This window comes from Myxococcales bacterium (genome assembly GCA_016706225.1).
In the GTDB taxonomy this organism is placed as follows: Bacteria; Myxococcota_A; Polyangia; order Polyangiales; family Polyangiaceae; genus JADJKB01.
The window spans coordinates 940,709-965,256 of sequence record JADJKB010000021.1; the positions used below are offsets into that span (position 1 = coordinate 940,709).

General features: G+C 66.5%; 22 protein-coding genes. 9 read left to right on the top strand and 13 right to left on the bottom strand.

Translation table 11 applies throughout. The features are described 5' to 3' along the window. On the top strand, positions 1 to 1,374 hold the full coding sequence (locus tag IPI67_28910) for an aldehyde dehydrogenase family protein (protein MBK7584209.1): 1,374 nt from the start codon (positions 1 to 3) through the stop codon (positions 1,372 to 1,374). A gap of 18 nt (positions 1,375 to 1,392) precedes the next feature. Here IPI67_28910 and IPI67_28915 read toward each other — a convergent pair whose 3' ends face one another. Continuing rightward, positions 1,393 to 1,839, bottom strand: a complete 447-nt coding sequence (locus IPI67_28915; protein ID MBK7584210.1) for a YbhB/YbcL family Raf kinase inhibitor-like protein — start codon at positions 1,837 to 1,839, stop codon at positions 1,393 to 1,395. Positions 1,840 to 2,022: 183 nt separating this feature from the next. Here IPI67_28915 and IPI67_28920 point away from each other — a divergent pair, with 183 nt between their 5' ends. Then, entirely contained in the window at positions 2,023 to 2,421 is a 399-nt protein-coding gene (locus tag IPI67_28920) for a hypothetical protein (protein ID MBK7584211.1), read from the top strand. 9 nt (positions 2,422 to 2,430) lie between these two features. Here IPI67_28920 and IPI67_28925 read toward each other — a convergent pair whose 3' ends face one another. From IPI67_28925 to IPI67_28950, 6 genes are all read right to left on the bottom strand, one after another. Continuing rightward, positions 2,431 to 2,811 carry a hypothetical protein gene (locus IPI67_28925; protein MBK7584212.1) on the bottom strand — a complete coding sequence of 127 codons (381 nt, stop codon included), beginning with the start codon at positions 2,809 to 2,811 and terminating at the stop codon, positions 2,431 to 2,433. A gap of 33 nt (positions 2,812 to 2,844) precedes the next feature. Next, entirely contained in the window at positions 2,845 to 3,882 is a 1,038-nt protein-coding gene (locus IPI67_28930; GenBank protein ID MBK7584213.1) for a PA0069 family radical SAM protein, read from the bottom strand. Between the two features lie 70 nt (positions 3,883 to 3,952). Next, entirely contained in the window at positions 3,953 to 5,626 is a 1,674-nt protein-coding gene (gene pgi / locus IPI67_28935) for a glucose-6-phosphate isomerase (protein MBK7584214.1), read from the bottom strand. Positions 5,627 to 5,692: 66 nt separating this feature from the next. Next, the gene (locus IPI67_28940; protein MBK7584215.1) at positions 5,693 to 6,013 is read right to left on the bottom strand and encodes a hypothetical protein; all 321 of its coding nucleotides are present in this window, start codon (positions 6,011 to 6,013) and stop codon (positions 5,693 to 5,695) included. A gap of 4 nt (positions 6,014 to 6,017) precedes the next feature. Next, complete coding sequence (locus IPI67_28945) at positions 6,018 to 7,595, bottom strand: GMC family oxidoreductase (protein MBK7584216.1); 1,578 nt, start codon at positions 7,593 to 7,595, stop codon at positions 6,018 to 6,020. Continuing rightward, complete coding sequence (locus IPI67_28950; GenBank protein ID MBK7584217.1) at positions 7,592 to 8,170, bottom strand: hypothetical protein; 579 nt, start codon at positions 8,168 to 8,170, stop codon at positions 7,592 to 7,594. The genes IPI67_28945 and IPI67_28950 overlap by 4 nt, the downstream gene beginning before the upstream one ends. A 171-nt stretch (positions 8,171 to 8,341) precedes the next feature. Here IPI67_28950 and IPI67_28955 point away from each other — a divergent pair, with 171 nt between their 5' ends. Next, positions 8,342 to 8,605 (top strand): hypothetical protein, encoded by a 264-nt coding sequence (locus IPI67_28955; GenBank protein ID MBK7584218.1) that lies wholly within the window; start codon positions 8,342 to 8,344, stop codon positions 8,603 to 8,605. Between the two features lie 29 nt (positions 8,606 to 8,634). Here the strand turns inward: IPI67_28955 and IPI67_28960 are convergent, their stop codons facing one another. Further along, positions 8,635 to 11,091: a trypsin-like peptidase domain-containing protein gene (locus tag IPI67_28960; GenBank protein MBK7584219.1), complete on the bottom strand. Its 2,457-nt coding sequence runs from the start codon at positions 11,089 to 11,091 to the stop codon at positions 8,635 to 8,637. A gap of 126 nt (positions 11,092 to 11,217) precedes the next feature. Between IPI67_28960 and IPI67_28965 the strand changes: the two genes are divergently transcribed. After that, a complete protein-coding gene (locus IPI67_28965; GenBank protein MBK7584220.1) occupies positions 11,218 to 11,649 on the top strand; it encodes a hypothetical protein in 432 nt (143 codons plus the stop codon). A 326-nt stretch (positions 11,650 to 11,975) separates the two neighbouring features. Continuing rightward, positions 11,976 to 14,510, top strand: coding sequence for a hypothetical protein (locus tag IPI67_28970; protein ID MBK7584221.1), 2,535 nt, complete (start codon positions 11,976 to 11,978; stop codon positions 14,508 to 14,510). A gap of 2 nt (positions 14,511 to 14,512) precedes the next feature. On the opposite strand, the gene IPI67_28975 is transcribed toward IPI67_28970, so the two are convergent. Then, positions 14,513 to 17,020 (bottom strand): PHP domain-containing protein, encoded by a 2,508-nt coding sequence (locus tag IPI67_28975; protein MBK7584222.1) that lies wholly within the window; start codon positions 17,018 to 17,020, stop codon positions 14,513 to 14,515. Positions 17,021 to 17,122: 102 nt separating this feature from the next. Here IPI67_28975 and IPI67_28980 point away from each other — a divergent pair, with 102 nt between their 5' ends. Continuing rightward, on the top strand, positions 17,123 to 18,145 hold the full coding sequence (locus IPI67_28980; protein ID MBK7584223.1) for an NAD(P)-dependent alcohol dehydrogenase: 1,023 nt from the start codon (positions 17,123 to 17,125) through the stop codon (positions 18,143 to 18,145). 68 nt (positions 18,146 to 18,213) lie between these two features. Further along, positions 18,214 to 18,639 carry a hypothetical protein gene (locus tag IPI67_28985; protein ID MBK7584224.1) on the top strand — a complete coding sequence of 142 codons (426 nt, stop codon included), beginning with the start codon at positions 18,214 to 18,216 and terminating at the stop codon, positions 18,637 to 18,639. A 48-nt stretch (positions 18,640 to 18,687) separates the two neighbouring features. Here IPI67_28985 and IPI67_28990 read toward each other — a convergent pair whose 3' ends face one another. Continuing rightward, positions 18,688 to 19,326 (bottom strand): peroxiredoxin, encoded by a 639-nt coding sequence (locus tag IPI67_28990; GenBank protein MBK7584225.1) that lies wholly within the window; start codon positions 19,324 to 19,326, stop codon positions 18,688 to 18,690. Between the two features lie 130 nt (positions 19,327 to 19,456). Here IPI67_28990 and IPI67_28995 point away from each other — a divergent pair, with 130 nt between their 5' ends. After that, positions 19,457 to 20,182, top strand: a complete 726-nt coding sequence (locus tag IPI67_28995; protein MBK7584226.1) for a DUF1962 domain-containing protein — start codon at positions 19,457 to 19,459, stop codon at positions 20,180 to 20,182. A gap of 152 nt (positions 20,183 to 20,334) precedes the next feature. Here IPI67_28995 and IPI67_29000 read toward each other — a convergent pair whose 3' ends face one another. Beyond that, positions 20,335 to 21,252, bottom strand: a complete 918-nt coding sequence (locus IPI67_29000) for a hypothetical protein (protein MBK7584227.1) — start codon at positions 21,250 to 21,252, stop codon at positions 20,335 to 20,337. Between the two features lie 89 nt (positions 21,253 to 21,341). After that, the gene (locus IPI67_29005; GenBank protein MBK7584228.1) at positions 21,342 to 22,481 is read right to left on the bottom strand and encodes a polysaccharide deacetylase family protein; all 1,140 of its coding nucleotides are present in this window, start codon (positions 22,479 to 22,481) and stop codon (positions 21,342 to 21,344) included. Positions 22,482 to 22,622: 141 nt separating this feature from the next. Between IPI67_29005 and IPI67_29010 the strand changes: the two genes are divergently transcribed. Further along, positions 22,623 to 23,783 (top strand): hypothetical protein, encoded by a 1,161-nt coding sequence (locus IPI67_29010; GenBank protein ID MBK7584229.1) that lies wholly within the window; start codon positions 22,623 to 22,625, stop codon positions 23,781 to 23,783. Between the two features lie 23 nt (positions 23,784 to 23,806). Here the strand turns inward: IPI67_29010 and IPI67_29015 are convergent, their stop codons facing one another. Then, the gene (locus IPI67_29015; GenBank protein ID MBK7584230.1) at positions 23,807 to 24,475 is read right to left on the bottom strand and encodes a hypothetical protein; all 669 of its coding nucleotides are present in this window, start codon (positions 24,473 to 24,475) and stop codon (positions 23,807 to 23,809) included. Between the last annotated feature and the right edge of the window lie 73 nt (positions 24,476 to 24,548).

Below are 24,548 nucleotides of genomic sequence, written 5' to 3' on the forward strand. Positions count from 1 at the left end.
ATGCGCATCACGAATCCGGCGACCGACAGCGCGCTCTCGGATGTTGCCGAGGACACGAGAGAATCCATCAGCGCGAAGTTCACGCAAGCGGCGCGCGCGCAGAAGGGCTGGGCGGCGCGGCCCTTCGCGGAGCGAGCAGCGACCATCCGCAGGTTTGCCGAGCTCGTGACCGAGCGCCGAGAGCTGCTCGCTCGCACCCTGACGTCGGAGATGGGCAAACCCATCACTCAGTCCGCGAACGAGCTCGGTGGCCTGTCCGGACGCATCGAGTTCTTCCTGGCCGAGGCCGAGCGAACGGTGGCGGACGAGTTGCTGCTCGGCATGGACGCCGGCGGAACCGAAGAGCGCATCAGGCACGAACCGCTCGGGGTGATCGCCAACGTGAGCGCCTGGAACTATCCGTTTTTCGTCGGCGCCAACGTGTTTCTGCCTGCGCTCTTGACCGGCAACGCCGTGCTCTACAAACCCAGCGAGTACGCGACCCTGACCGGACTCGAGCTCGAGCGCGCGCTGCACGACGCCGGTGTCCCGCCGGAGGTATTCGCCGCCGTCGTGGGCGGGGCCGGCGTCGGTGCCGCGCTGCTCGAACAGAAAATTGACGGTGTGTTCTTCACCGGTTCGTACGCCACGGGCGTCCGCATTGCCGAGTCACTCGCCCGGCGCATGGTGAAAGTGCAGCTCGAGCTCGGGGGCAAGGACCCGGCGTACGTGTGCGACGACGTCGACCCGAAGAACGCGGCGCTGGCGACGGCAGACGGGGCCTTCTACAACACCGGGCAGAGCTGTTGTGCCGTGGAGCGCATCTACGTGCACGAAAAGATCTGGCAACCCTTCGTAGCGGCTTTCACCGAGGCCGTACGCGGCTTCCGCGTCGGCGACCCAACGGACGAAGCGACGTACATCGGCCCGCTCGCACGGCGGGAGCTCGCCATCACGACGCTCGAAGCTCAGGTCGCGGACGCGCTAGAGAAGGGTGCCAAAGTGCTCGTCGGCGGCAAGCGCAGCGAGCGCGCCGGATTCTTCTTCGAGCCCACCGTGCTCGTCGACGTCACCCACGAGATGTCCGTCATGCAAGAAGAGAGCTTCGGCCCTATCATCGGCCTCGCGAAGGTCAGCTCCGACGAAGAAGCGAGCGCGTTGATGGCGGACACCGAATACGGGCTCACTGCCGCAGTCTACTCGGGGACACGCGCGCGCGCCGAAGGCATCCTGAACGATCTCCAGGTCGGCACCGCCTACTGGAACTGCTGTGACCGTGTCAGTCCCCGCTTGCCGTGGTCCGGACGCGGGCACTCCGGCATCGGCTGTACACTCTCGAGGTATGGGATCGAGGCGTTCACGAAACCGAAGGCCTACCACCTGCGCGGCGCTTGAGCTGCCGACGCCTCCGCGTCACTTGTGCTTTTGGTAGGTGCCCATCAGCTCCGCGTTCGCGAGCACATGCCCCTGCATCGCGGCCTCCAGCTCGGCCTTCGTCATCTTCCCTCGATCACCCAGCGTGGTATCCAGGGCGTACCGCTTGTGAAAGTAGCGGTGGCGTCCGATGGGGGGACAGGGTCCGCCGTAGCGCTCGGACCCTGACCGGGAAGTCCGGAGCTGTGCCACGCGGGGCGCACGCCGGAGGTCTCTGGCCGAACAATCCGCGGGATCGAGCCTGGCATCCAACGTGAAAGGCAGCGGAGCATGAGATCGCAGCTCAATCCTTTCGCGGCGCTGGCCCTGGCCGTGGTCGTCGCCGGTTGTGGGGGAAAATCCGAGAACGATTCCAGCTCGACGGGCGGCGCGGCAGGCAGCTCGGGCAGCGGTGCCACGGGCGGAGGAGCGGGTAGCGGCGGGCAGGCCGGCAGCGGAGGTACCAGCGGAGCGGCCGGCAGCGGCGGCAGCATTGGTTCGGGCCCCGAGTGCAAGGACTCCGGCGATTGCAAGCTCTGGTCTGACTGCTGCACGTGCACGGCACTGGCGCCCGGCGAACCCGAGCCGCCCGCTTGCCTCGCCACGTGCCTTCAAGACGCCTGCTCGGCCATGGGGCTGAAAGGCGGACAAGCCACGTGCGCCGCTGGAAAATGCGTCGTGGGTTTCGATTGCGACGCCGACAAGGTGTTCTGCAACGCACTGCCTCCGTTGTGCGAGGGCGGCATGACACCCAGCGTGAACGGCGGCTGCTGGGGGCCGTGTGTTCCTGTCAGCGAGTGCGCGAGCATTCCGACCTGTGCCGACTGCACGGCGCCGGGCACCGTTTGTGTCACCGTCGACATGCAGTCCGGCGATAGCGCAGCCAGCCACTGCGTCGAGGTTCCAAAGGGCTGCGAGGGCAGCCCGACCTGCGCCTGTATGGGTTCGAGCGTATGCCCAGCCCCATTCTCGGCCTGCTTCGATCAGAAACAGCCGTCCGGACTGCTCTGCTCGTGCCCGAATTGCTGATCGCGGGCGCTAGATCAACACGGCGACGCGCGTCGGGTTCATCGGGTCGACTCGCAGGTTCACGGTACAGCCCGGCTGAACGCGGGGGATCGCCAGCATGGATACGATCATCGTGGTGTCTGCCTGATACGGCGGCCGCCCGGGCATCTGCACCTCGACGATGAGCCGAACTTGTGGGTTGTTGTTGACCAGCATCCCGGTATCCATCAGCTGCATGACGCGACCCGTTGCCGGCATACCCGTCGCGAGCAGCGCCTGCCGCTCCTGTGACTGCTTCATGAGGCCGCCGAAGACCTTCCACATCACGAAGCCCACCCCGGCCATGACGACCAGCGAGAACAGGATGCTGACGACCGTGATGATGATGCCCAAGCCCGCTCCCATATCCATGGCCTCCGGTATGACCGGTGCGGGCAGCGTTCGTCAATCGAATAGCCGGAGTTGGCCACCTCGGTCGGTGGGGCGGCGAAACGTCGGGCGCGGGTCCGGCGCGGGCAAGCTGTGCCCCGTGGCGAGGCCCAGGCGCTCCGCCGTCGTCTCGAACAGGCGCTGAATGGCCTCCGCGTAGTGGCCACTGCCGCGCATGCGATCGCCAAAACGTGGGTCGTTCAGCCTGCCGGCGCGCATCTCCCGGGTGCGAGCGAGCACACGCTCCGCCGCCAGGGGCAGGGTCGCGCGCAGGCGCTCCTCGAACACCTGCTGCACGGGCCCCGGCAGCCGCAGCATGATCATGCTGGCGGCGCGGGCGCCCGCATCCCGTGCTTCGGCGAGCACACGCGGCAGGTCGCGATCCCCGAGCCCCGGCACGATGGGCGCGACGTTCACACACACCGGCACACCGATCTGGCTCAGCCTGCGCACCGTCTGCATGCGCCGCTCGGGTGACGCGACGTAGGGCTCGAGAGCTCGGGCGGATGTCTTGTCCCAGAACGGGATGCTCACCGACACACTCACGTCCGTGACCTGTAGCAGCCGCGCGAACACGTCCAGATCACGCTCGATGAGCGGGCTCTTGGTGATCACGTGCACGGGGTTTCGATACTCCGCGAAGACCTCCAGACAAGCTCGGGTGAGCCGATGGCTCGTCTCCACGAGCTGATACGCGTCGGTATTGCCGCTCACGATCACGAGCTCGCCCTGCCAAGACTTCTTGTCGAAGGCGGCCCGAAGTAGCTCGGGTGCCCGTGGCTTCACGACGATGCGACGCTCGAAATCCGTGCCGGCTCCGAATCCGAGATACTCGTGGCTCGGCCGGGCGTAGCAGTAGGCGCAGCCGTGAAAACAACCGCGGTATGGGTTCAGGCTGTACCGAAATGGCAGATCGGGACTGTCGTTCTCACTCAGGATGCGCTGGCTCTGATCTTCGTAGAGCTCGAGCTCGACGCGGGGCGCTTCGCCGAAGTACTCGACCACCTCGCGCTCGAATCGATTGGGTGGGTTGTCGAGCCGAAGCACCCGCACACACTAGCTGATATTCTGTTCAGTGTCTCGATATGGTAGATCGCCCCATTTCGCCGAGAAGAGACCGCTGTCAGCCCTTCGCGGCCGCAGCGCGCTGCTCGGCGCGGACCGCCTTCATGTGGTTGATCAGCCCGTTCGTGGAGCTGTCGTGCCCCACCACCTTCGCGTCGTCCCCGAGCTCCGGCAGGATCTTGTTCGCCAGCTGTTTGCCGAGCTCCACACCCCACTGGTCGAAGCTGTTCACGTTCCAGATCACTCCCTGAACGAAGATCTTGTGCTCGTAGAGCGCGATCAACGCACCCAGCGTGCGCGGGTCGAGCTCGTCAACGAGGATCGAAGTGGTGGGGCGGCTTCCAGAGAACACCTTGTGCTGTCCGAGCGCTGCGATCTTCTCCGCGCTCGCGCCGCTCTCTGCAAGCTCGGCTTCGGCCTCCTCCAGCGTCTTGCCGCGCATCAACGCCTCGGTCTGCGCGAAGAAATTCGCGAGCAAGATCTCGTGGTGCTGACCCAATGGATTCTGGGTCTTCACCGGTGCGATGAAGTCGCACGGGACCAGCCGAGTGCCCTGATGGATGAGCTGGTAGAAGGCATGCTGGCCGTTCGTTCCGGGCTCACCGAACAAGATCGCGCCCGTGTCGTAGGCGTTGATGGGTCGGCCTTCGCGCTCGACGCTCTTGCCGTTGCTCTCCATGTCGGCTTGCTGCAGGTAGGCAGCGAAGCGGTGCAGGTACTGGTCGTAGGGCAAGATGGCGTGGGAGCCGGCGCCGAAGAACCCCGAGTACCAGACGCCGAGCAAGCCCATCAACGCCGGAGCATTCTCCGAGAGCGGCGTGGAGCGGAAGTGTTGGTCCATCTCGTGGGCCCCAGCGAGCAGCTCTTCGAAGTGATCCATGCCGATCACACAGGCAATTGGCAGCCCGATGGCCGACCACAACGAATAGCGTCCGCCCACCCAGTCCCAGAACTCGAACATGTTCGCCGGGTCTATCCCGAACTCCGTGACGGCCTTGGTGTTGGTGGAGAGCGCGACGAAGTGTTTGGCCACCGCGCCCGGCTCCTCGAGCTCGTCCAGGAGCCAGGTGCGCGCCGAGCGGGCGTTCGTCAGCGTTTCCTGAGTGGTGAAGGTCTTGGAGGCTACACAGAACAGCGTCGTCTCCGGGTCCAGGCGACGCAGGGTCTCGCTGAGGTGGGTCCCGTCGATGTTGGACACGAAATGCACGTCGATGCCCGGCCGCCAGAACGGGCGCAGCGCTTCAGTCACCATGTAGGGGCCCAGATCCGAACCGCCGATGCCGATGTTCACGATGTCCGTGATGACCTTGCCGGTGTGACCACGCCACGCGCCGCTCTCGAGCGCCGACACCAGACGACGCATCTTCGCGAGCACAGCCGAGACCTGAGGCATCACGTCCTCACCCGCCACGCACACCGGAGTTGCCGCCCGATTGCGCAAGGCGACGTGCAGCACGGGGCGCCCCTCGGTCAGGTTGATGGCCTCCCCGCCGAACATCGCCTCGATGCGTGCCTGCACACCCGCTTGCTCCGCCAACCGAACGAGCAGTGCGAGGGTCTCCTCCGTGGCGCGGTGCTTCGAGAAGTCGAGCAGCATGCCTGGCAGTCTCAGCGAAAAACGGGAGAACCGTTCGGGTTCTGCCGCGAACAGCTGCCGGAGCGAGATGGCTCCGATTTCATCTCGATGTCGGAGGAGCGCCTGCCAAGCTTCGGTCTCGGTGAGGAGTTTCATCGCGCCGTAGCCTGACACGCGTCCTTCCGGGGGAGAAGTCGCGACGAGCACGACACCATCGCCCGTTTAGCTGGCCAAGGGCGTTCCCAACCGGAAGTACCAGACCCGAGCAGCGCCACACTGGATGCAGACGCTCGTGACCACGCGCAGGCGGCGGCCGCCGAGGACGAGTGCGCGATGGTCGTCAGCTCGAACCGAAGCCCCGCAGCGCAGACACGCCACGCTCTCCGTCATTTGCTCCACCACCGAAGCCGAGGGGACTTCCAGCGCGTTCTGGGGTGAGCCGCCGGGCACGAGACGGGCAAGCTTCTCCTTCGCGGCAGCGAGCTTGTCGGCGAGGCGCTCGTTTTGACGGCGCAGGCTGCGCTCGCGGGGTCGCTTTTTCATCGGCTCATCCAAGCTGCGCATCCACCGCCGCAGCGGCCACATAGCTGAATGCGAGGATCGTGAGGCTGGGGTCGACGCTCGGCGGACTGGGAAACACACTCGGATCCGACACGTACAGGTTGTCGAGCCCGTGCACGCGATGATCGAAGCCAACCACCGAGCCCTCGGCGCTCGCGCCCATGCGCGCCCCGCCTCCGGGGTGCGGCGCCGCCAGCACGTTGCGCCCGGGCCGGATCGACAGCCGGCCGATGGCTGCGTCGATCTGACCTGCGCTCTCGATTCGAGTGTCATCGGCGTCGCCGAACAGAACTTGTTTCGCGCCCACCTGAAACAGGAGCTGAGCTTGCTTCTTCCAAGCGTCTCGCAGCCGCTCTCCATTGCCGCCAGAGAGCGGCAGCTCGATGCGCCGGCGACCACCGTCGACGCTGATTCGGCCGGGCTCGACGTCGTCGATCCAGCAGATGGTGCCGCCCAGGCGGGCCAGCCCCCGCATCAGCTGGCCGTGTCTGCTGCCAAAGCCGGGAAGCACCGCAGCCAGCATGCCGGGTTGAAGCTGGTTGGGCATGAACAGGTAGCCACCTTCGAGGTAACGGCTGTTCGACGGCCGGCCGAACACACGCCGCGGGCCCGCGTAGCGCGCGAGGCGAAACTCCTCGACGCCCCAGGCGGCGGGGATGTTGCGCCACTGGATGATGTCTTCGTCGAAGATCGCGTGGGCCATCGGGCAGGGGTTGACGAAGAGATGCTCGCCCAAGGACGGCAGGCGCGACTTCAGCCCCTGGCGCAGCAAGAAATCAGGGGTGCCGTAACCACCAGCGGAGCTGACGAAGGCCCGCGCCTCGACGCGAACACTGGGCCCCGCCGCACGCCCCGTCGCGCGGTCGAGCACTCGGCAAACGAGTGCCTCGACGCTCCGACCTCGAAACACGAGCTGCTCTGCTCGGCAATCGGAGAACAGACGCGCACCCGCAGCGACCGCCCGCGGCACGTAGGTCACCAGCTGACTTTGTTTGGCGTCGTAGGCACAGCCTTGCATGCAGTGCCCGCTGGCCCGACAGGCCTTGCGCGCCTGCGGCACCCGCGCCACATGCCATCCCAAGGCTCGCGCGCCGCGCTCGACTAGCAGGTTCATCTTGTTGGCGTAGGCGTCGGTCGCCTCGTGCACGTTCAAGTCGCGCTCGATCTGCTCGAAATGCGGTGCCAGCGCCTCTTCGCTGTGTCCTTCCATCCCGAACACGTCGCGCCACTCGAGCAGGCGGTCCGGCGGCGTGCGGTAGCTGTCAGCCCAGTAGTGCACGCTCGCACCCCCGACGTTGTTGCCGTAGGTGAGGGACACCGACACGTCGTCGCTCGCATGAATGCCACGCCCGCCGTCGATCTTCGCGAGCATGTTGAGCTCGCGCTGGTCGAAGTCCTCCTTGGTGTAGTAGCCGCCTTGTTCGACGATCACCACCGAGCGTCCGGCCTCCGCCAGGCGCGCCGCCAGCGACGCCCCGCCACAGCCCGAACCGATCACACACACGTCGGCGCGCTCGACCACGTCGCGTCCCTCGCGTACGAGCTCCGCGCCCTGCCGAATCATGCGCGCCCCCCGCGTTCGAGGAACAAGCTCTGGTACGCGACGGCGCTCGGCGGCGGCTTCGCCTCCTTGATCCATGGGCCGTCGTAGGCGATGTGTGGCCAGACGCGCTCGTCGGCAAAATAGCAGAGCTGCACGAGTTGTTTGAACCCGAGCGCGATCTGCACGAACAGATCCCGGCGCGACCTCAGCAGTGCATCGAACACTTCGCGGCGCTGCTCGAGGCCGAGGGCAGAGAAACGTCCGAAGTGTCCCAGGAGCGGTGGCACGTGTTCGATCAGCTCGAGCGCAGCCCGGAGATCGCCCGCCATCGCCGGATCCGCCGCCCAGATCTGTTCGTCGATGCGCTGGTGCAGTCCGAGCTCCAGACCCGATGGCCAGCCGTCACCGGCGGGGGTGATTGTCTCCACCAGCGCCCGGGCAACGGTCAGCTGTTTGACACTCAGCCCGACCGCCGCATCTCCTGGTACGAGTGTGTAACCGGAGCCCAGCCACCGGAGCAGGCCGCCGCCAACGGCGAGCGCCACGGCACCCCCCAATCCGACCTGAAGCAGCTGCCGCCGCGAAGGCCCACTCATGGCTCCACGAGGCCGAATGTGAGCACGGCAGAGTCTGAGGGAAAAGCCGCGGGGAACGCCCAATTTGCAGAACCGGTCGACCGGATCCGGCTCCGAGTTGTCCGAACGCCTCCAAACCAGAGACAATCGGCCAACTCGAGCATCCGCTCGGGATGGAGCCGGGAGACCAACGTGGCGGACAAAGACGACTCCGAGCGCGAAGATCGCGCTTCGGATGCACCGGAATCAAAACCCAAAGCCGCTGACAAGCCAGCGAAGCCAGCGCAGAAGGCCAAGGAGCCAGCGACGGACGCTGAGCGTGTGTTAGCGGAGCTCGCTCAGATCCGCGCAGCGCTGAACGATCTCAGGGAGAGCCAGACGCGCTACTTGTGGATCCTGTTCCCAATCGGCGCGCTGATCGCCGTTCAGACGATCTTGCAGACGACCAAGCTCTGAGCTCGGTTTGGCGGGCGCGCGCTCACGGCTCATTGCTCGAGTGCGCGCTTGCCGAACAGGTCCTTGGCCACCTTCTCCATGCGCTTCTTGTCCGCGGCTTTGGAGAACAAGCTGTAGCTGACCATGGCCTTGCCCTTGAGCGTGTCGTCCAAAGAGACCTTGCCGCTCGAGTCGATCCTGAATCCGACGTCGGCCTTGCCGTTCTTCGGATCCGAAGAATAGAGCACGACGTCGTAGCCCTTCGTCTTGTCCGTGTCGTAGTAGGACCACGCCAGACCATTTCGCTGGAAGTACGCGAACTCGAGGTCGAGCTTGCCGCCCTCGGCGAGCTTCGGCAGATCCTTGGGCTTGACCGGTTTGTCGCGCAGGCTGTTGCCGTCGAGATCCACCAGGTATCCGTCGCTGCCCTGTGCTGACACGATGATCACGGACTTCTGCGCGCTCTTCACGTCCAAGATCTCGTAGCTTGCGCCGCGATGGTCGGCTACCGGATCCGGGAAGGAGCCGATCCCCGCGTCCGAGCTCGTGCTCAGGATCGTGAGGAACCCCTTGCTGATCAGCGAGCGAAATTGCGACGCCTGAGCCGGCGACGAGAGCAGATCGGCGCGGATCAGCTTGCGCCCCACGTGCTCGGGAGCGGCCGTCTTCTGCCCGCTCGCGTCGACTGTCCAGGCGTCGGCAGCGACGTACAGGCGTGCGCCGGGCGAGTGCAATACCAGGTCGAAACGGCCGTCGTCGTTGGTGTCGTACCAGACCCACATGTGGTTGGCCTGGGACACCACGGCAACCTCGGCGTCGATGGTGGAGCCCGTCGTCGCCAGGTTGAACGTGCGCGGGAGCGAGCCGACACTCGATCGATCGACGTCGAGCAAGAGCCGATAGCTGAACGCCGAGTCGATGCGGACGGAGTCGACCAGGCCGTCGTAGTCGAGATCACTGACCGCCGCTTTGCCGGTGTGCCCAATGGGATCCGGCAGCGCGTCGATCCCACTCGACCCCGCCTCCACGTAGTGTTGCGGAAACGCCGCGCTCGCGATGCGCTGCAGACGAGCCTGAAGCGCGCTGTCTTTGAGCAGCGAGGCACGCACGTCGCGTCCTGACCCGAGAGAGTCGTCCTTCTCGAAGTCACCGTCCTTCTTGATGCGGTAGACGGCGGACGCGCGACCCGTGGAACCCGGATCGTAGATCAGGAGATCCATCGTGCCGTCGTTGTCGGTGTCGTACCAGAGGAACGCATCCCGCTCGAGCTGCAGGTAGATCAGCTCGGCGTCGAACTTCTTCTTTTCATAGGTCTCGTTCAACGGCGGTAGCGTCGTGACACCGCGGAACGTGTCCTGGTCGACATCGAAGAAGACCGCCACGCTCTGGCGCGGACAGAACGAACAGGCGCGTCGTCCCTCTAGCACCAGTGCGTCCGCGCGCCCGTCGAGATCGACGTCCTCGTACGAGGCGTCGCCGCCACCCTCTTTCCACGGATCGGGCACCATGCGCGCCGGTTTTGCCGGCCGCTTCTTCAGGAACGCCGCAATCTCGTTCTTGTGGATGTGGAAGCTCAGAAGCCCTCCGGTGCGAGGATCCTGATTGCTGAAGGCGTTGATCCCGATGAGCTCTCCGCTTCGTGTGAGCAGCGGCCCACCGCTGTCACCCGGCAGGATGTTGCACGTCGACTGGATCACCAGTCCGAGGTTGCGCTCGTCGAGGTATTTCTTGAACTTGTCTTCCGCCTCGTGCCCCGCTTTGTCGTCCTTGAACTGCGCCAAGGTCGCGAGCTGTTCACTGAGCTTGCCCATTGCGGAGATTTCCCCGGCTTTGAGCGCCCACAGCATGCCCGCGCCGGCGTGGCCCAGCGCGATCACCTGCTGGCCGGGCTCGGGATTTTCTTTCGAAATGGTCACCGAAGGCAGGTTCGCGGGGGGATCCACGATCTTGAGCAGCGCGATGTCCCGGAGTTTGTCCGATTTGTAGACGAGGGCTTCATACTCCTTCTTCTGACGCACCATGCCGCCGGTGCCCGGGCTCAGCTTGCCGAGCACGACGGTTACCTTGGTGCGGAAGTCTTCCTTGTCGCCCCGCTCGATGACGTGGTGGTTCGTGAGCACCCAGCCGGCCTTGTCGATGATGATTCCGCTGCCCATGCCCCCGCCGGCGCGAATGATGACCGTCGCGGGTGCAACCGCCTTGTAGACCTCCGACGACGACTTGGGGGGGCGCGCGCGTTTGTTGGTCACCACACCGATCGTGTCGGCCGCCAATGCGTTGCGAGTTCGGCGGTCGACCAGCTTCGGGCTGGCAATGCGCTCTCCCTTGGGAATCACCTGCGGGGCCCCGGGTTCGCCCTTCTTCGCAGGCTTCGCGCTACCTTCCGCAGCAGCCTGCGACGTGGCAGGACCGCTGCCGCGATTGCCGCCACATGCGACGAGCACGAGTCCGAGCAGCACGCAGCGGGCTCTCGGACCCCAGCGCCACGGTGAAGCGAAGAAGAACATTCGGAGGACCTTCCTACGCCTCTCGGCGGCCCGGCTTCCCGGCCAAACCGCTGGCGTCGATTGCCAGGTGTATCATGCTGGTCGTCCCGGGCCCCGAACGCCGGTGACCTCGGCTAAGCTCGGCGCATGCATCGACGCTTCGCGCTCCTCACCACGGCGCTGCTCCTCGTCGGCTGCGGCGGCGGCGCCCCTTCGCGGCTGCACACGCTGAGCAAGCCGGCAGGCGGTGGCGGCATCGACTTCCAGGTCGAGAACCGCACGACCACTATCGTCAACAACCTGTTTTTGGCCGAGAGCACCCGGATCCGCAATGCACCCCGGGAGGCGCTCGAACCCGGCAATCCTGAGCAAGCGCTCCTCTGGGGCAACGATCTGCTCCCCCGCTCCGGCCTGGAACCGGGCGGGAAGCTCCCCGTCGCCGTCCCCAAGAGCGGCCGGTACGATGTGCGCGCGGTCGGCCGGGATGGCCGTGAGCAGCACATCGGAGGCCTTCGGCTGGTACCCGGTGGACGCTACGTGCTCGAGCTCGAAGAAGGCAGCTGGCGGGCTCCCCGCTGAGCTACTTAGCGCACATACAACACTAATAGCTCAGCCCCTGTCATGCTGTCCGGTTAGTGTCGCGTCCGGCACGAACCTCGCGTTACATAGTTTCTTTTCGTGTCTAACAGGAATGCTAATCGCTGATTCAACACTTAGCCTAGCTCTCGTTAGGGCCGGGCAGGCCCCGGGCCTAGCGGCTGAGGCGCCATGATAGCTCGCACATTTCGCTCATCTTCTAGAGTCTAGACGCAGTTTTTTGCATGATGCATACATCATGCGATAATGCTGCACTTTCCGACTCCATCGACACAGTTGGGCTAACTATGGGTTGGATCAGAGATCTAATGATCACATCCGGAGGCCGATTCCGGACTTTTGGTCAGCTCTCGCGGGCGCTCCTGGCGGACGCTGCCTGGCCGTCGGACACAAAGATCCAGGAGCGCTCGCTGGGCGCGCTCTTGAGCAAGCTCGATCGTGACCTGGAGCTCGACTGGCTGTCGGATCGGCCGGACGTTCAGGCCCTGCTGGCGAGGATGCTCCAATGTTCAGTCCGGGAGCTTCACCTGTCGGCGCCGCCGACGGACCCCGAAGGCTCCAGCCAGAAGCTCCGCTGGAACGACCTGCGGCTCGCGCGCACTTTCGACCTCGGCACGGAGGGCCTTCCGCCCGGGATACCGGTGGAGGTTTCAGACCCGCTGCTCTGGGAGCGAACGTGGTGGGTAGCGCCGAGTGGCTCCGGGAGGAGCCTGGTCGGCCACTGGCTGCGAGCCCGCGCACTCGCCCAGTTCGTGTGCGCCGGAAGCGTAGACGAGCTCAGTGTTGCCCTCGAAGCCGAAGCACCGCGGTTCGTCGAGATCACCTCGCTCACCGAAATCCAAGTCGAGCCACCAGCGGATCCTCGCGTCTGTGTCGCCTGCGCAGTCCCGCCATCCCCCTGCGTCGGTTGGCACATCGTTCAGTCGCCCCCACTCGAGACGTACCTGCCCGCGCTCGTGCGCTGGATCTTGGAGCGCATGCCAAAGGACTCTTGGCTCGACGAAACGACGCTGTTCGATTGGCTCACGGCCGGTCCCGCACAGACCGGAGAGGCCGACGGACTGGGTGCGGTCGTCGGGTTGTGCGGCGCACTCGACGAACTCGGTCCGAAGGAGTCGCGCGGCAAGACCGTGCTCGAGCTGGCTCGTCAGAGTGTACGTCGTCGCTTCGATGAAGGGTTCGGTTTGCAAGCCCGCGACGTGGCGTGGCAACGCAAGCACGCCGTCGACGTCCTGATTGCGATGGCGCGCCGCGCGCTCACCGACGACGTGCTGCCGTTTGGCAGCGCACGCACGCTCGAAGAGTGGACCGCGCTGGTGCCGGAAGAGCACAAGAGCGGCGTCGACGTGGAGTGGCTACGAGTCTCGCTACCTCGCATCGATTCGACGATCCGTCCCACCGACGTCGAACGCGCCGCGCGCAAGCTGTCACCCGGCGCGTTCCGCATCGTGCGCTCGCTGTCCACGGCCGGACTCTTGCGCCCGACTCGTGATCAGCGCCTGGAGCCGGGCCCGCGCTGGCTCACCCGAGCTGTCGAGCTGGAGGCGGAGCGAAGCCTGCTCGACGGATCACCATTCGAGTGGGGCGAGGCGCTGCTGATGCCGCACGCCGCCGCGCGTGTTGCAAAGCGACTGAGCGAGCGACTCGGCGCCCGCGACACGACCCTGCTCGGCGATGTCGTCGAGCTCGAAGCGGCGGAGAGTCCGGCCTACGCGGTGGCCATCGAGACCACGTTTCGAGCCGCGGGGCTGGCTCTGCTCGCCGGAGCCGAGCTGAACCACGAGCAGCTGGAAGACCTGTGGGATTCGGCGAGTGACCTCTGGCTTCGGCTGCGCGATGGCGCGCCCGTTCCGCGCATCGAGCACCCACCACGGCTCGGTTCGCTGTTCGAGCGCGGCGCGTTTTACCTCGCGGCCCTCGCCGTCAGCGAGGCGCTGGGAGCCCGCGCGTCCGAGCATGAAAAGCTGCTCTCGCCTTGGCGCGGGCAAGGCATTCCAGCCGGGCTGGCCAGTGTGTACGCGGAAATACACACGGCGGTAGAGCGCGCGCTCAGCGAAGGGGCAGCGTGGGTCGGCGGCGCCTATGCGTTGATCGACCGCCTCCGCCGAACGCTCGGGAGCGTCGCCGTGGGAGCACCCCACCCGCTCGAGCTGCCTGGCGTGCTGCTCGATGGCGTCCACTCCGGCGAGCTCCGATGGGAAGCCGTGCAACTGTCGGCAGCCCACGCCGACGTGCTCCTGACCCTGTGGCGAGCGCGCGGTGAGACCAACGCGCATGCCCTTGGCACCTCGCTCTTTTCAGCCTGGGAGCGAGCGGATTGCCCTGACCTCGAGGGCAGCGTGCTCTGCCCGAGCACGGATGCCGGCTGTGTGCTGTTCCGCTCGGCGCCCGCCGAGCTCGCACTCCGCGCCATCGAGATCTCCAAAACGAGCCGCGCCCGATTGGTCCCGCTGCTCAGCAGCGAAGCGTGGGAGCGCTGCGCCCAGGACCCGCCCGAAGACGCCTCATTGCTCGACCTGCTCGCGAACGTGCTGCCCGAAGCCCCGGCGCAGCTCTGGCTCGATCACCCCAGGCTCGCACCGCGGGTCTGGCGCCGACATGCAAAGGCCGCCCTCGGGCGAGCGCTCCGCGAATCGACCGAAGGCAATCTGATCGCGTTCCTCAGACTCGCGAGTGAAGCGCCGCCTCAGCACATGGGTGCGCTCTTCGCAGCGCTCGCCGCCCACGAGCATCCGAGCGCGAGCGAGCGCGAGCCATTGCGCAACTGGCTCCACGAGCGAATCGCTTCGCGACTGCCGGGTTGGCGGCAAGCGTACGCGATCCTCGCTCGCATCGAGGCCTGAGCTCAGTCCGGTGCGGGCGTGGGCGGCGTGACTGGCGTGGGCGCGAAACTTCCGTCGCCGTCGGCGTCAATCAACACCGGGTTGGTGAACGCGACCGGAACCACGTTGGTCCCCGGAAGCACGCGGTGCAGCGTGGATGCTCCCCGTACGATCACGAGCAAGAAGGCATCCTTCTGGATCGGTACACTGCTGGTGAAAGCGAGTCGCACCCGGCCATCGGGGCCCGCTGGACGCGCCAACTGGCCACGGTCGAGCGTCCGCCACAGCGCACCGTCGAGCCAAATCTCGGCGTGATCGATCGGCATCCAGGGCGGCGACCGCACCTCGAACGCGATCTCCACGCTACCTGCGTTTGCCTTCACCAGCGCACCCGGTGGCTCACCCGCTACCTCGAGGTCGATGAACGGGCCACTCGTCACGATGACACGCCCGGCGCGGAGCGCGGACGCCACACTCGACCAGTCGATGGCACCGACCCGCGAGTCGTCGGTGCGGATGTACGTGCGAGGATAACCGGCCCACTGGTACGCGATGCGGTGTGAGTCCGAGTTACCGACCGCCGTTCGGCGATGGCCCCTGGCGATCAAGTGCATCCACTCGGCGAGCATCTGGTCGAGTGTGTCGAGCTTCGCCAGGTCGAAGCCGTTCCAGACCTCGATCAGATCGAAGTCGAGCGAGGCGTCTTTGTCGGGAGAGGCACCGTTTGCATCCAGTCGCACCTGATTGAAGTAGCCGATGTCCCCCATGCGCGGATGGTTGACCTGGATCAGCACTCCAGGCACCGCGCCGCGGATCCAGGGCAAGAGCTCCCGCGGCGTGGCCTCGAAAGCCGAGGGGAGCGCTGTGGCCGAAGGATACGGGTAGGCATTGAAGTGACCCCAGCGGCTGGTGGTGACCTCGACGCCAGGGAGCGTGGAAATCCGCGCCCCGGCGTCGAGCCCTCGGACGGCCGGCGCGTAGTCCGTGACGTGATTGTGGTCGGTCGCCACTGCGAGCTCGACTCCCTCGGCCAGCAGCGCGGTCACCCGATCCGGCAGCGAGACGTCGGAGTCCCCGCTCGGGTCGGCGTGCAGGTGAAGATCCGCGGCAACCCAGCCGCTGGTGTCGACCACGCGCGGTAGCGTCGCGCGAAGCGTTGCGCCCTCGGCCGCGGTCACGTCGAGTGTCTCCTCGTGAACGTCGTATTCGGGACCGCGCGTCGCGAGCACCGCATAACGGCCCGGCGGCAAGGTGAGGGCTCCGATGCCCGTCGCGGTACAGGCGACGTTGGCAGCGCCGCTCGCGGAGTGATACGGGCCGAGATCGGGGTTCGTCGTTGGAGGGATCCCGCGCACGACAAGCCGCGCGGGACAAGCTTCTCCGTCTTGGTCCACGACGCGGAAGTGGATGTTGGCTGCGGTCGGCACGATCATGAGCGCACGCGACGATGCTCCGGCCCTGACCTCGACTTGCTGCCGGTCGCTTCCGCCTGCCACCCGAAGCGCCACCTGATACGTGCCGGCCGGCGCTGGCAGCGCGAAGTGGGCCCCATTCACGCGAGCGGTCGAGACAACGCGCCCGGCCGCGTCACGCAGCTCGAGCATGGCCCACGACGGCGCGGGCTCGAGCTCACCGACCACAAAACCCACCTGAGCCCCCTGCGCACGCCAGGCGTGCTCGGCGACCACTTCGAGTGGGCCTTGCGCGACCACCAGCCGGCGGCGGTGCACGAGGACTGCTCCCGGAGCAAGCTTCGTGAGTCGCCCCATGGCCAGCTGTTCGTCCCCGCCCATGTCGCGTCGCGAGAAGCTCACCGTCACCGGCCCGTCCGGAAACGCGAGCGCGTACGATTGACGCTGACCGGGGTGAGCAAACCACGGGACGACACCGGAGAGGACCTCTCCAACGAAGCCGAACCCCGGCGCAAAAGGCTCCGCCCCGTACCAGGCCAAGCGATCGCCAACCCGCACGCCGCGCTCGCGCTTGTCCTTGTTCTCGACGCGCGTGCTCACTTCGGCCCAGCGCTCTCCTTTCCGGAGCTCGATGGTCGACGTGGCGATGAGCGTGCGGTCGCGAGTCTCGCGCACGATGCGCAGCCGTGGCAGAGGCCCGGAAGGGTCTACCTCGACGCGGCGTGCCAGCGTCGGGGTCTCGATGCCATCGACCTCGATGACGAGCCCGAGCCCGTTCAGCTGATCGTCGAGCCAGGTCGAGGAGGTTGCGTCGACCAGCGTGCCGGCCAGATTGTCCGGACCTTCGCGCCGTGCTCTGACGATCAGGGACATGACCCCGTTGCTCATCAGGTAGTCGCCCCGAAGCCCCTGGACCCGCGGACCAAACGGCACGCCCGAACGGCCGATCCGTTCGACGCGCACACCACCCCGCTCGAGCGGCGCCTCGATCCCAGGGCGCGCCGCGGGACACGCGCCGACGCCCACCGCGCAGAGACCGAGGAACGCGAGGAGCAGAGCGGGGCTCGGCGCGGCGGCGAGCCAACGCGGAAGCAGCGAGGAAATCCCGGACCGAGACACGCGCCGGAAGCTTAGTCGCGCTACGCTGGCGTCGCAGCGGGAATCCCGACGGGTCGGGTCGAGGATGACCTGCGCCGCGCCGATGGCGTAAGGTCGTCGGCGATGAAGGCCGTCGTTGTCACGGGTGGTTTCGGCGTCGAGAACCTTCGCATCGAGGAGCGGCCCGATCCCGAGCCGGGACCCGGGGAGGTCGTGCTCAAGATGAGCGCGGTGTCACTCAACTACCGCGATCTGTTGATGGTGCGGGGAACCTACAATCCTCGTCAGGCGCTGCCGCTGATTCCAGCCTCTGATGGCGTGGGCACGGTCGTCGCAGTGGGCGCTCAGGTCACCCGGGTCGCGCTGGGCGACCGCGTCTGTCCCATCTTTGCCACAGGCTGGCTGGCCGGCGAACCCGCACGGGAAAAACTCAAGACCACGCTGGGCGGGCCACTCGACGGCACGCTGACCGAGCTCATGAAGATCGACGCCGAGGCCCTGGTGAAAATCCCCGATGGCCTGTCGGACGTCGAGGCTGCGTGTCTGCCCTGCGCTGGTGTCACCGCGTGGAGTGCGTTGGTGACCCACGCTGGGCTCACGGCCGGGGACACACTGCTCGCACTTGGCACCGGCGGGCTCTCAATCTTCGGGCTGCAGATTGCGACGCTGCTGGGCGCGCGTGTGATCATCACCAGCTCGAGCGATGAAAAGTTGGATCGCGCCAAGGAGCTTGGTGCCGACCATGTCATCAACTACCGCCGCAACCCCGAGTGGGGCAAGACCGCGCGCGAACTGACGAACGGACGCGGAGTGGATCACGTGCTCGAGGTTGGCGGAGCCGCAACGTTCGCGCAGTCACTGAAGGCGGTGCGGCCCGGTGGAACCGTCAGCATCATCGGCAACCTCGGCGGTGGCGCCACGGAGCTGAACCTGCTCGGCATCTTGATGCAGAACATCCGACTGCAGGGCATCATCGTCGGGCACCGGGAGTCCTTCGAGGCACTGGTGCGCGCGGCGATTCAGAACGAGCTTCGACCCGTGGTCGACCGAGTGTTCGCCTTCGACGAGGTGCCACGTGCGCTCGAACACATGGCGCGCGGCGCCCATTTTGGAAAAGTCTGCGTCGACGTCGCCTCTCACAGCTGAGGCGCCGCGTTGCGGGTCCATGGCTCGTGAATGGCCGGCTGGAGGCTGGCATCTCACAAGCGGAACCCATGACGGACGCGGTTGGCAGCCAGGTTTTTCGCAGACATCTCGCGGCGCTCTTCGCACTGACTGCGGTGCTCGGCCTCTCGCCCGACTCGGCAGCCCGCAGCCAGCCCGTACGGGCCAGGCCCGGCGCATTGATCCGCGAGATCCAGCAGGGAGTGGTCGCGGTCCGGCTCGAGCTACGCGAGGCCCGCGACAAGAACGACCCAGTGCGCGCCCGCTGTGTCAGCGCCAAGCTCAGCGAGACCCACGCCCAGCTGCGGTTGGCCACTCGATACGTTTCGGCCCTGGGAGTCACGAGTGACCCACGCGTGACCCGGCGCCACCAATATCTGGTGGCCGTCGCGCACGAGCGCGCCGAGGAGCTGACCCGGGCGGCGCGCCGCTGTGCACGTGCGGAAGACTCCACAGTGCGCAGCGTGCGGCGCTGACCGGAGAGGCGCAAAGCGGGGCACGCACCCCGCTTCGTCAGCGCAGAATCACTTGTTCGGTTGCGGCGTCGTGCGCAGGTAGGCGCGGATCTCTTTCCAACCCTTGGGGAAGCGCTTTTTCATCTCTTCCGGATCGGTGAGGCTCGGCACGATGACGCAGTCTTCGCCGTCTTTCCAGTCGACGGGAGTCGCCACCTTGTGGTTGTCCGTCAGCTGCAGCGAGTCGATGACCCGCAGGATCTCGCTGAAGTTACGGCCGGTGCTCGCAGGGTAGGTGATCATCGCGCGGATCTTCTTGTTGCCGTCGATGATGAACACCGAACGCACCGTGAGTGTGTCACTCGCCTCCGCGTGAATCATGTCGTAGAGCTTGGCGATCTTCCGCTCGGAGTCCCCCAAGATGGGGAAGTTCATCTTGGTGCTTTGCGTCTCCTCGATGTCGCCGATCCACTTCTTGTGGTCTTCGACCCCGTCGACGCTGACCGCGATCATCTTCACGTTGCGTTTGTCGAACTCTGCCTTCAGGTTCGCCGCACGGCCGAGCTCGGTCGTGCAGACCGGCGTGAAGTCCTTCGGGTGTGAAAAGAGGATGGCCCACTGGCTGCCGATCCAGTCGTGGAATTTGACTGGGCCTTCCGTGGAATTGGCCTCGAAGTCCGGTGCAATGCTGCCGATATGAAGACCCATTGGGATACCCTCCTCTGGGGCTCGAGGTTCGAGCCCACGAACGCTGGGTCGGGTGACGTAACGTCACGGTCGGTTTTCGTCAAGCGAGCCTTTCGCCCCGTGAGGTCCCGCCGCTAGACTGCCGCCCGACATGCGCCTTGCCATCACTCTCTCGCTCTTCGCCCTCTGCGCGCTCGCGGCCTGCAAACCCGCCCCCGGAGGCTCGTGCGACCGGGGGGAAGCAAAGTGTGTGGACAAACAGAGTCAGCTCGTGTGCCAGAAAGGCAGCTACATCCAGGCGCCGTGCAAGGGGCCGAGGGGCTGCGGGCTGACACCGACCGGCGTCTCGTGTGACATCACCGGCAACCAACCGGGCGACATCTGCTCTACGGATGAAGAAGGCGCTTCGGGGTGCATCGACGCCAAGACCAAGATCGTGTGCAGCGGGGGGAAGTTCGCTGCCACGACCTGCCGCGGTCCCAGGGGCTGCGAAACCCAAGAGGGGCGGCCCCTCTGTGATCTCTCCGTCGCCGAGCCGGGCGACGCCTGCCGAGAGGCAGATCTGACGAAGGCCTGCAGCGTCGACGGCAAACAGTACCTGAGCTGCCGCGCCGGCAAGATGACGATGGAGTTTCAGTGCCTCGGACCAAACGGCTGCAAGTCCGAGGCCGGCAAGCTGTCGTGTGACATGTCGTATGCCCGCGATCAGGATCCGTGCACGACCGAGATGGAAGGCAAACACGCCTGCAACCTGGACAAGGGCAGCATCGTGATGTGCAAGGGCGGCAAGTTCGTGGTCGATGAGGAGTGCAAGAGCGGGACGGCGTGCAACGCAGAAGGCTCCATCCGCTGCGAGAAGCCGGAAAAGAAGGGCTGAAGCTCGCTCCGACGCCGGACAAAACAAAGCGAGGGCGCCGTTTCCGACGCCCGACAAAACAAAGCGAGGGCGCCGTTTCCGACGCCCGACAAAACAAAGCGAGGGCGCCGTTTCCGACGCCCTCGACCCACTGACTCAGCGAAGTGCTGCGGTCAGCTCTTGCGGCGCCGTCCCAATGCCCAGGCGGCCAGGAGACCAAAAGCGCCGAACGCAAACGCGGCACCGCCGGCGCGGGGCCCGGGGGAGGTGGCGCAGCTCGCCGAGGCTTCACCCTCGGCCTCGGCCGAAGCCTTGCAGCCGCTGGCATCGCATTTGAAGCTCGAGGTCGCACTGCCGCTCGCGCTGGTGTTGATCGAAGCAGTCCACGCGGTCAGCGCGTCGAGGCACGCTGCAGCGTTCCCGTTGTTGTCGACGTACTCCCCGTCGCACTTCACCGAGCCCTCGGGGCTCTCACACTTGGCCTTGCAACCGCCCTTGAGCTGGCTAGTGCAGCTCGCCTGCAGGTTGCTCTGGCAGTTGACCTGGCAGTTGACATTGGCCTTGGCTTTGCACTGACCGGAGCAACTGGCGTTGCACTTGGCCTTGCAGTCCGGGTACTCGCCCGTACAGCTGCCCTTGCACTCGCCCTGGCAGGTTGCCTTGCACGAGCCCTGACACTTCGACTCGCACTCACTCTTGTTGCCGTCGGACGCACATTTGCTCTCGCACGTGCCCTTGCAGTCGGCATCACAACCGGCCGTGCAGTTGGCGGAACAATCGAACTTGAGCTCGTCGCCGTTGCACTTGGCTTCGCAACCGGAGACGTCGCACTTGCCGGTGCACTCGCCGCTGGCGGAGGCGTTGCACTCGCCGGTGCAGCTAGCCTGGCCCTCGGCGTGGCAGGACGCCTCGAAGCTCAGGTTCGAGCACTCGACGTCGCAGCCTCCCGTAGCGATGGCCTCGCACTTGGCGCTGGCCTCGACGTGGATGTCGCCACACGCCTCGAGCCCGGCGTGAGCGGTTGACGGAACGAGCATGGGCACCGCAAAGGCGGCCGCGCCGATCAGGAAGGGTGCGATGAGTTTGTGCATGATTCGAGTCTCTCCTTGTTCCCTAAGCAGTGAAAAAGCAGGCTGCGGACGCCCCTCTACTGCTACGAAATGGTGCCCAAAAGCTTCCTTCAGGGGGTACGGGCTGGGAGTCTAGCAGGCCCAGGTCCGGGTGGGCCAAGCGCGGACGGATCCGCGTCAGCCATGGGAGCATCCGCTTCATTAGGACGGTCCTCGAGGGCGCCCCATTCAGCCCTCCCACCATCGCCTACACGCGAGGCCGGGGCGTCGGCCGGGTCCCAGGACAGCACGTAGCCGGCCTGCCGCAGCAGCTCGGCCAACCTCGGGAGCACCGAGTAGGTCGCGTCGGCGTGGATGTGAAACAGGACCACGGCGTTCGGACGGGCGCGACCGAGCACCGTGGCGAGCAGGTCCTCGGCCGGCGTTCCCTCCCAGTCCCGGCTGTCCACGTCCCAGAGGTAGATCTCGTACCCGAGCTCGCTCGCGACGCGCTCGACCCTCTTGTCGATGCCCATCAGCGGTGGCCGGAAGAGTTTGCACTCACCATCGCCGGCGCCTCGGCTGATTTCCTCGATGATCCGCGCCTCCGTCATCCAGGGTGCGGTCAGATTGACATGACTGTAAGTGTGATTGCAGACGCGGTGCCCCTCCTCGTAGGCCCGCTTCACCCAGTCGGGACGGGTCTTCGTCCAGCGCCCCGACGGGAAGAACAGGGCGCGGATGCCGAGCTCCTTCAGACGGTCGAGCAGCCTGTCGGCCTGGCGTCGATCGTTCGGACCGTCATCGAAGCTCAAGATCAGTCGCGCCCCCTCCCCTGGGAGCGGCGCGAGGGGCATCGGTACCCGGGTGCGGAAGCTCCACTCGACGGGTTCGGTGCCGGGGACGGAGACCGTGACTCGAACCGGTTTGCCTTGATGCCAACGCCTCGGTCTGAGCTCCACCGCGCTGTCGTCGAGCCAGTGAGTGTCGACGGGCAGGTCGGGCAGAAGCTGCACGAGCGAACCCCGCCACTCGCGGGGGACCTCCGCATCGAAGCGTACGACCACGGGTTCGTCGAGCGCGACACGCTCACCCGTCGGCGCGACGTCGATCACTCTCGGGACGCGGCGCGGAGGGAGGACCACCGGCGGCGGCGCGGGCACACTGACCGAAGCAGCCATGCGCTCGGCAGCGGGCTCACCGCGTGCGCTCGCCTGCGGCAGCGCCGCGGCAACTGCCATGAGAGCAAGCACCCGAGCGATTCGTCGCACGTCAGCCGGACTCTACCCGACCAAGCCCCCGGTCACGAGGCCCGACTCGCCCGCGACTCGGACCCCAATCGCGGACGCGACGCGGGAAATCGCAGGCGAAGGTTGCGAACCCCCGCGTGACGGCAGAGCATCCACCGACCCATGCGCTGGGAGACGGCTCTCTTCGCGACCCTGCTGCTCGCCTGCGAGCGGCGGGCTCCGCCGACGCGCGAGGCGGACGCGACAGGCGACCGCGTCGCGCCGACCGCCCTCGCCTCGGCCAGCCCCGAGCCGAGCGCGCGCGCCGACCGCAGCGCGCAGCTGCAGCCAAGCGCCGCCCCGAGCGCGAGCGCACCGCTCCCGGCCCGACCGGCCCCCGAGCGCTCTCCGCCCAGGCCCGCCGCTCTGCTCGATGGCCCTCCGCGCCCGGCCGAGAAACACGCGGGACTCACCGGTCCCGTCGATCCCGCAAAGGACGTTGTCTGGCTGACTCGCATGGCGACCGCGCCCGTCAACGAAATCACACGCAACCCGGGCGGTGCGACGATCACATTCCGGGTGCGTTTTGCCGATGGCAATCGAGCGGTGTGGAAACCCGAGCAGAAACACTCGGCGTCCAACTATCGCGCGGAGATCGCCGCGTACCACCTCGATCGCATCGTGGGTTTTGCGCGGACGGCGGCCGTGGTCGGGCGCACCCTCGGTTACCCGCACGTCATCGAACACCTCGAAGCGTCCGCTGCAGCTCCGGAATTCATCGAGCGCTTCCGCAACGAGGTGCCGGCGCGCGATGGCAGGGTCGCAGGCGCCATGATCGCCTGGCACTCCGGACGGCTCACGAGCGCCGAGCCACCCAAGGGCTGGACGACGGGGTTGCGCTCAGCCGACGAGGTGCCGAGCGACGTTGCAGGCCGACTCCCAGAGTGGAGTGATCTGGTCGTGTTCGATTTCCTGATCGACAACACCGATCGCTGGTCGGGCGGCAACGTGCTCGCGCTGGGCGGCGGGCCACTCATCTTCTTGGACAACGCAGCAGGTTTCTCGGCGTTGCGAGACAACCACGGCGAAACCACGGAGAAACGCCTCGCCCCCATCTGTCGCTTTCGACGAGCGACGATCGAAACCCTTCGCACGCTGGGCCCCGACGCGGCGAGTGGTGATCGGCTTGGTGCACAGCTCGGTCACTCGCTCGCCAACGACCCCCTCGCCCCGCTCGTGGAAGCGGCACAGCTGCACGCCCTGGACATACGAGTCGAACGTTTGCTCGCTCACGTCGAGGGTTGTGAGAAAGAGCTGGGCGCAGCGACGGTGCTCTCGCTGTGAGCGGCGCGGCGCGGCGGCGGCTTCTAGCGCGCCGCTCCGGAACCTGGGCGTCGCTTTGCCGCGGGTGGTGGAGGTTCGGCGGGCGCGCGCTCGAGCTCGGTGACGCGCCTCCGTGCGACGTCGAGCTCGGCGGCGAGCGTGGCACGCCGGGCTTCGCTGCGAGCCAAGAGGCGCTTGGCTTCCTCGGCTCGGGCGCGTTCGACCGAGACCAGCTCGTCATAGGCACGCTTCACCCGGAGTGTATCGGGGCGAAGTTTTCCGAAGTAGACACCCAGCGCACCGCTCGCGAACAGGGTCGCCATCAAGAGGCCGCCGAGGACGATCCGGCTGGAGAGCCCGCGGGGCTCGGCCCGCAGCTCCAGCATGCGACGCTCGTGTTCGTACTGTTTCTCCAGCACCTCGATGCGCGCGCGCGCGGTCACCTCGGCCCGCTCGAGCTCGGCCGCGCGGACGGCCGCTGACCGCAGCTCCTCCTGTCGCTTTCGCTGAGCTGCCGCCCGTTCGGCCTCGGAGATCTCCAGCGCGCGCTCCGCCTCGACCGCACGTTTGGCCCTCGAGCGCTCGTCGGCGCGCTTGAGCGCGGCCTCCGCGGCCAGGCGATGCTCCCGAAGCTCGCGCGCAAGCCGCTCCTTCTCGGCGCGTGGAAGGCCGTTCAAGGAAAACAACATGGAATCGTCCCTGCGCGCTGCCATCGGATCACACCTCTGGGCCACGCCGCACGGGGGGAGGGGCCACCTTCCCGGTGAGACAACGGAGAGCGCCTGC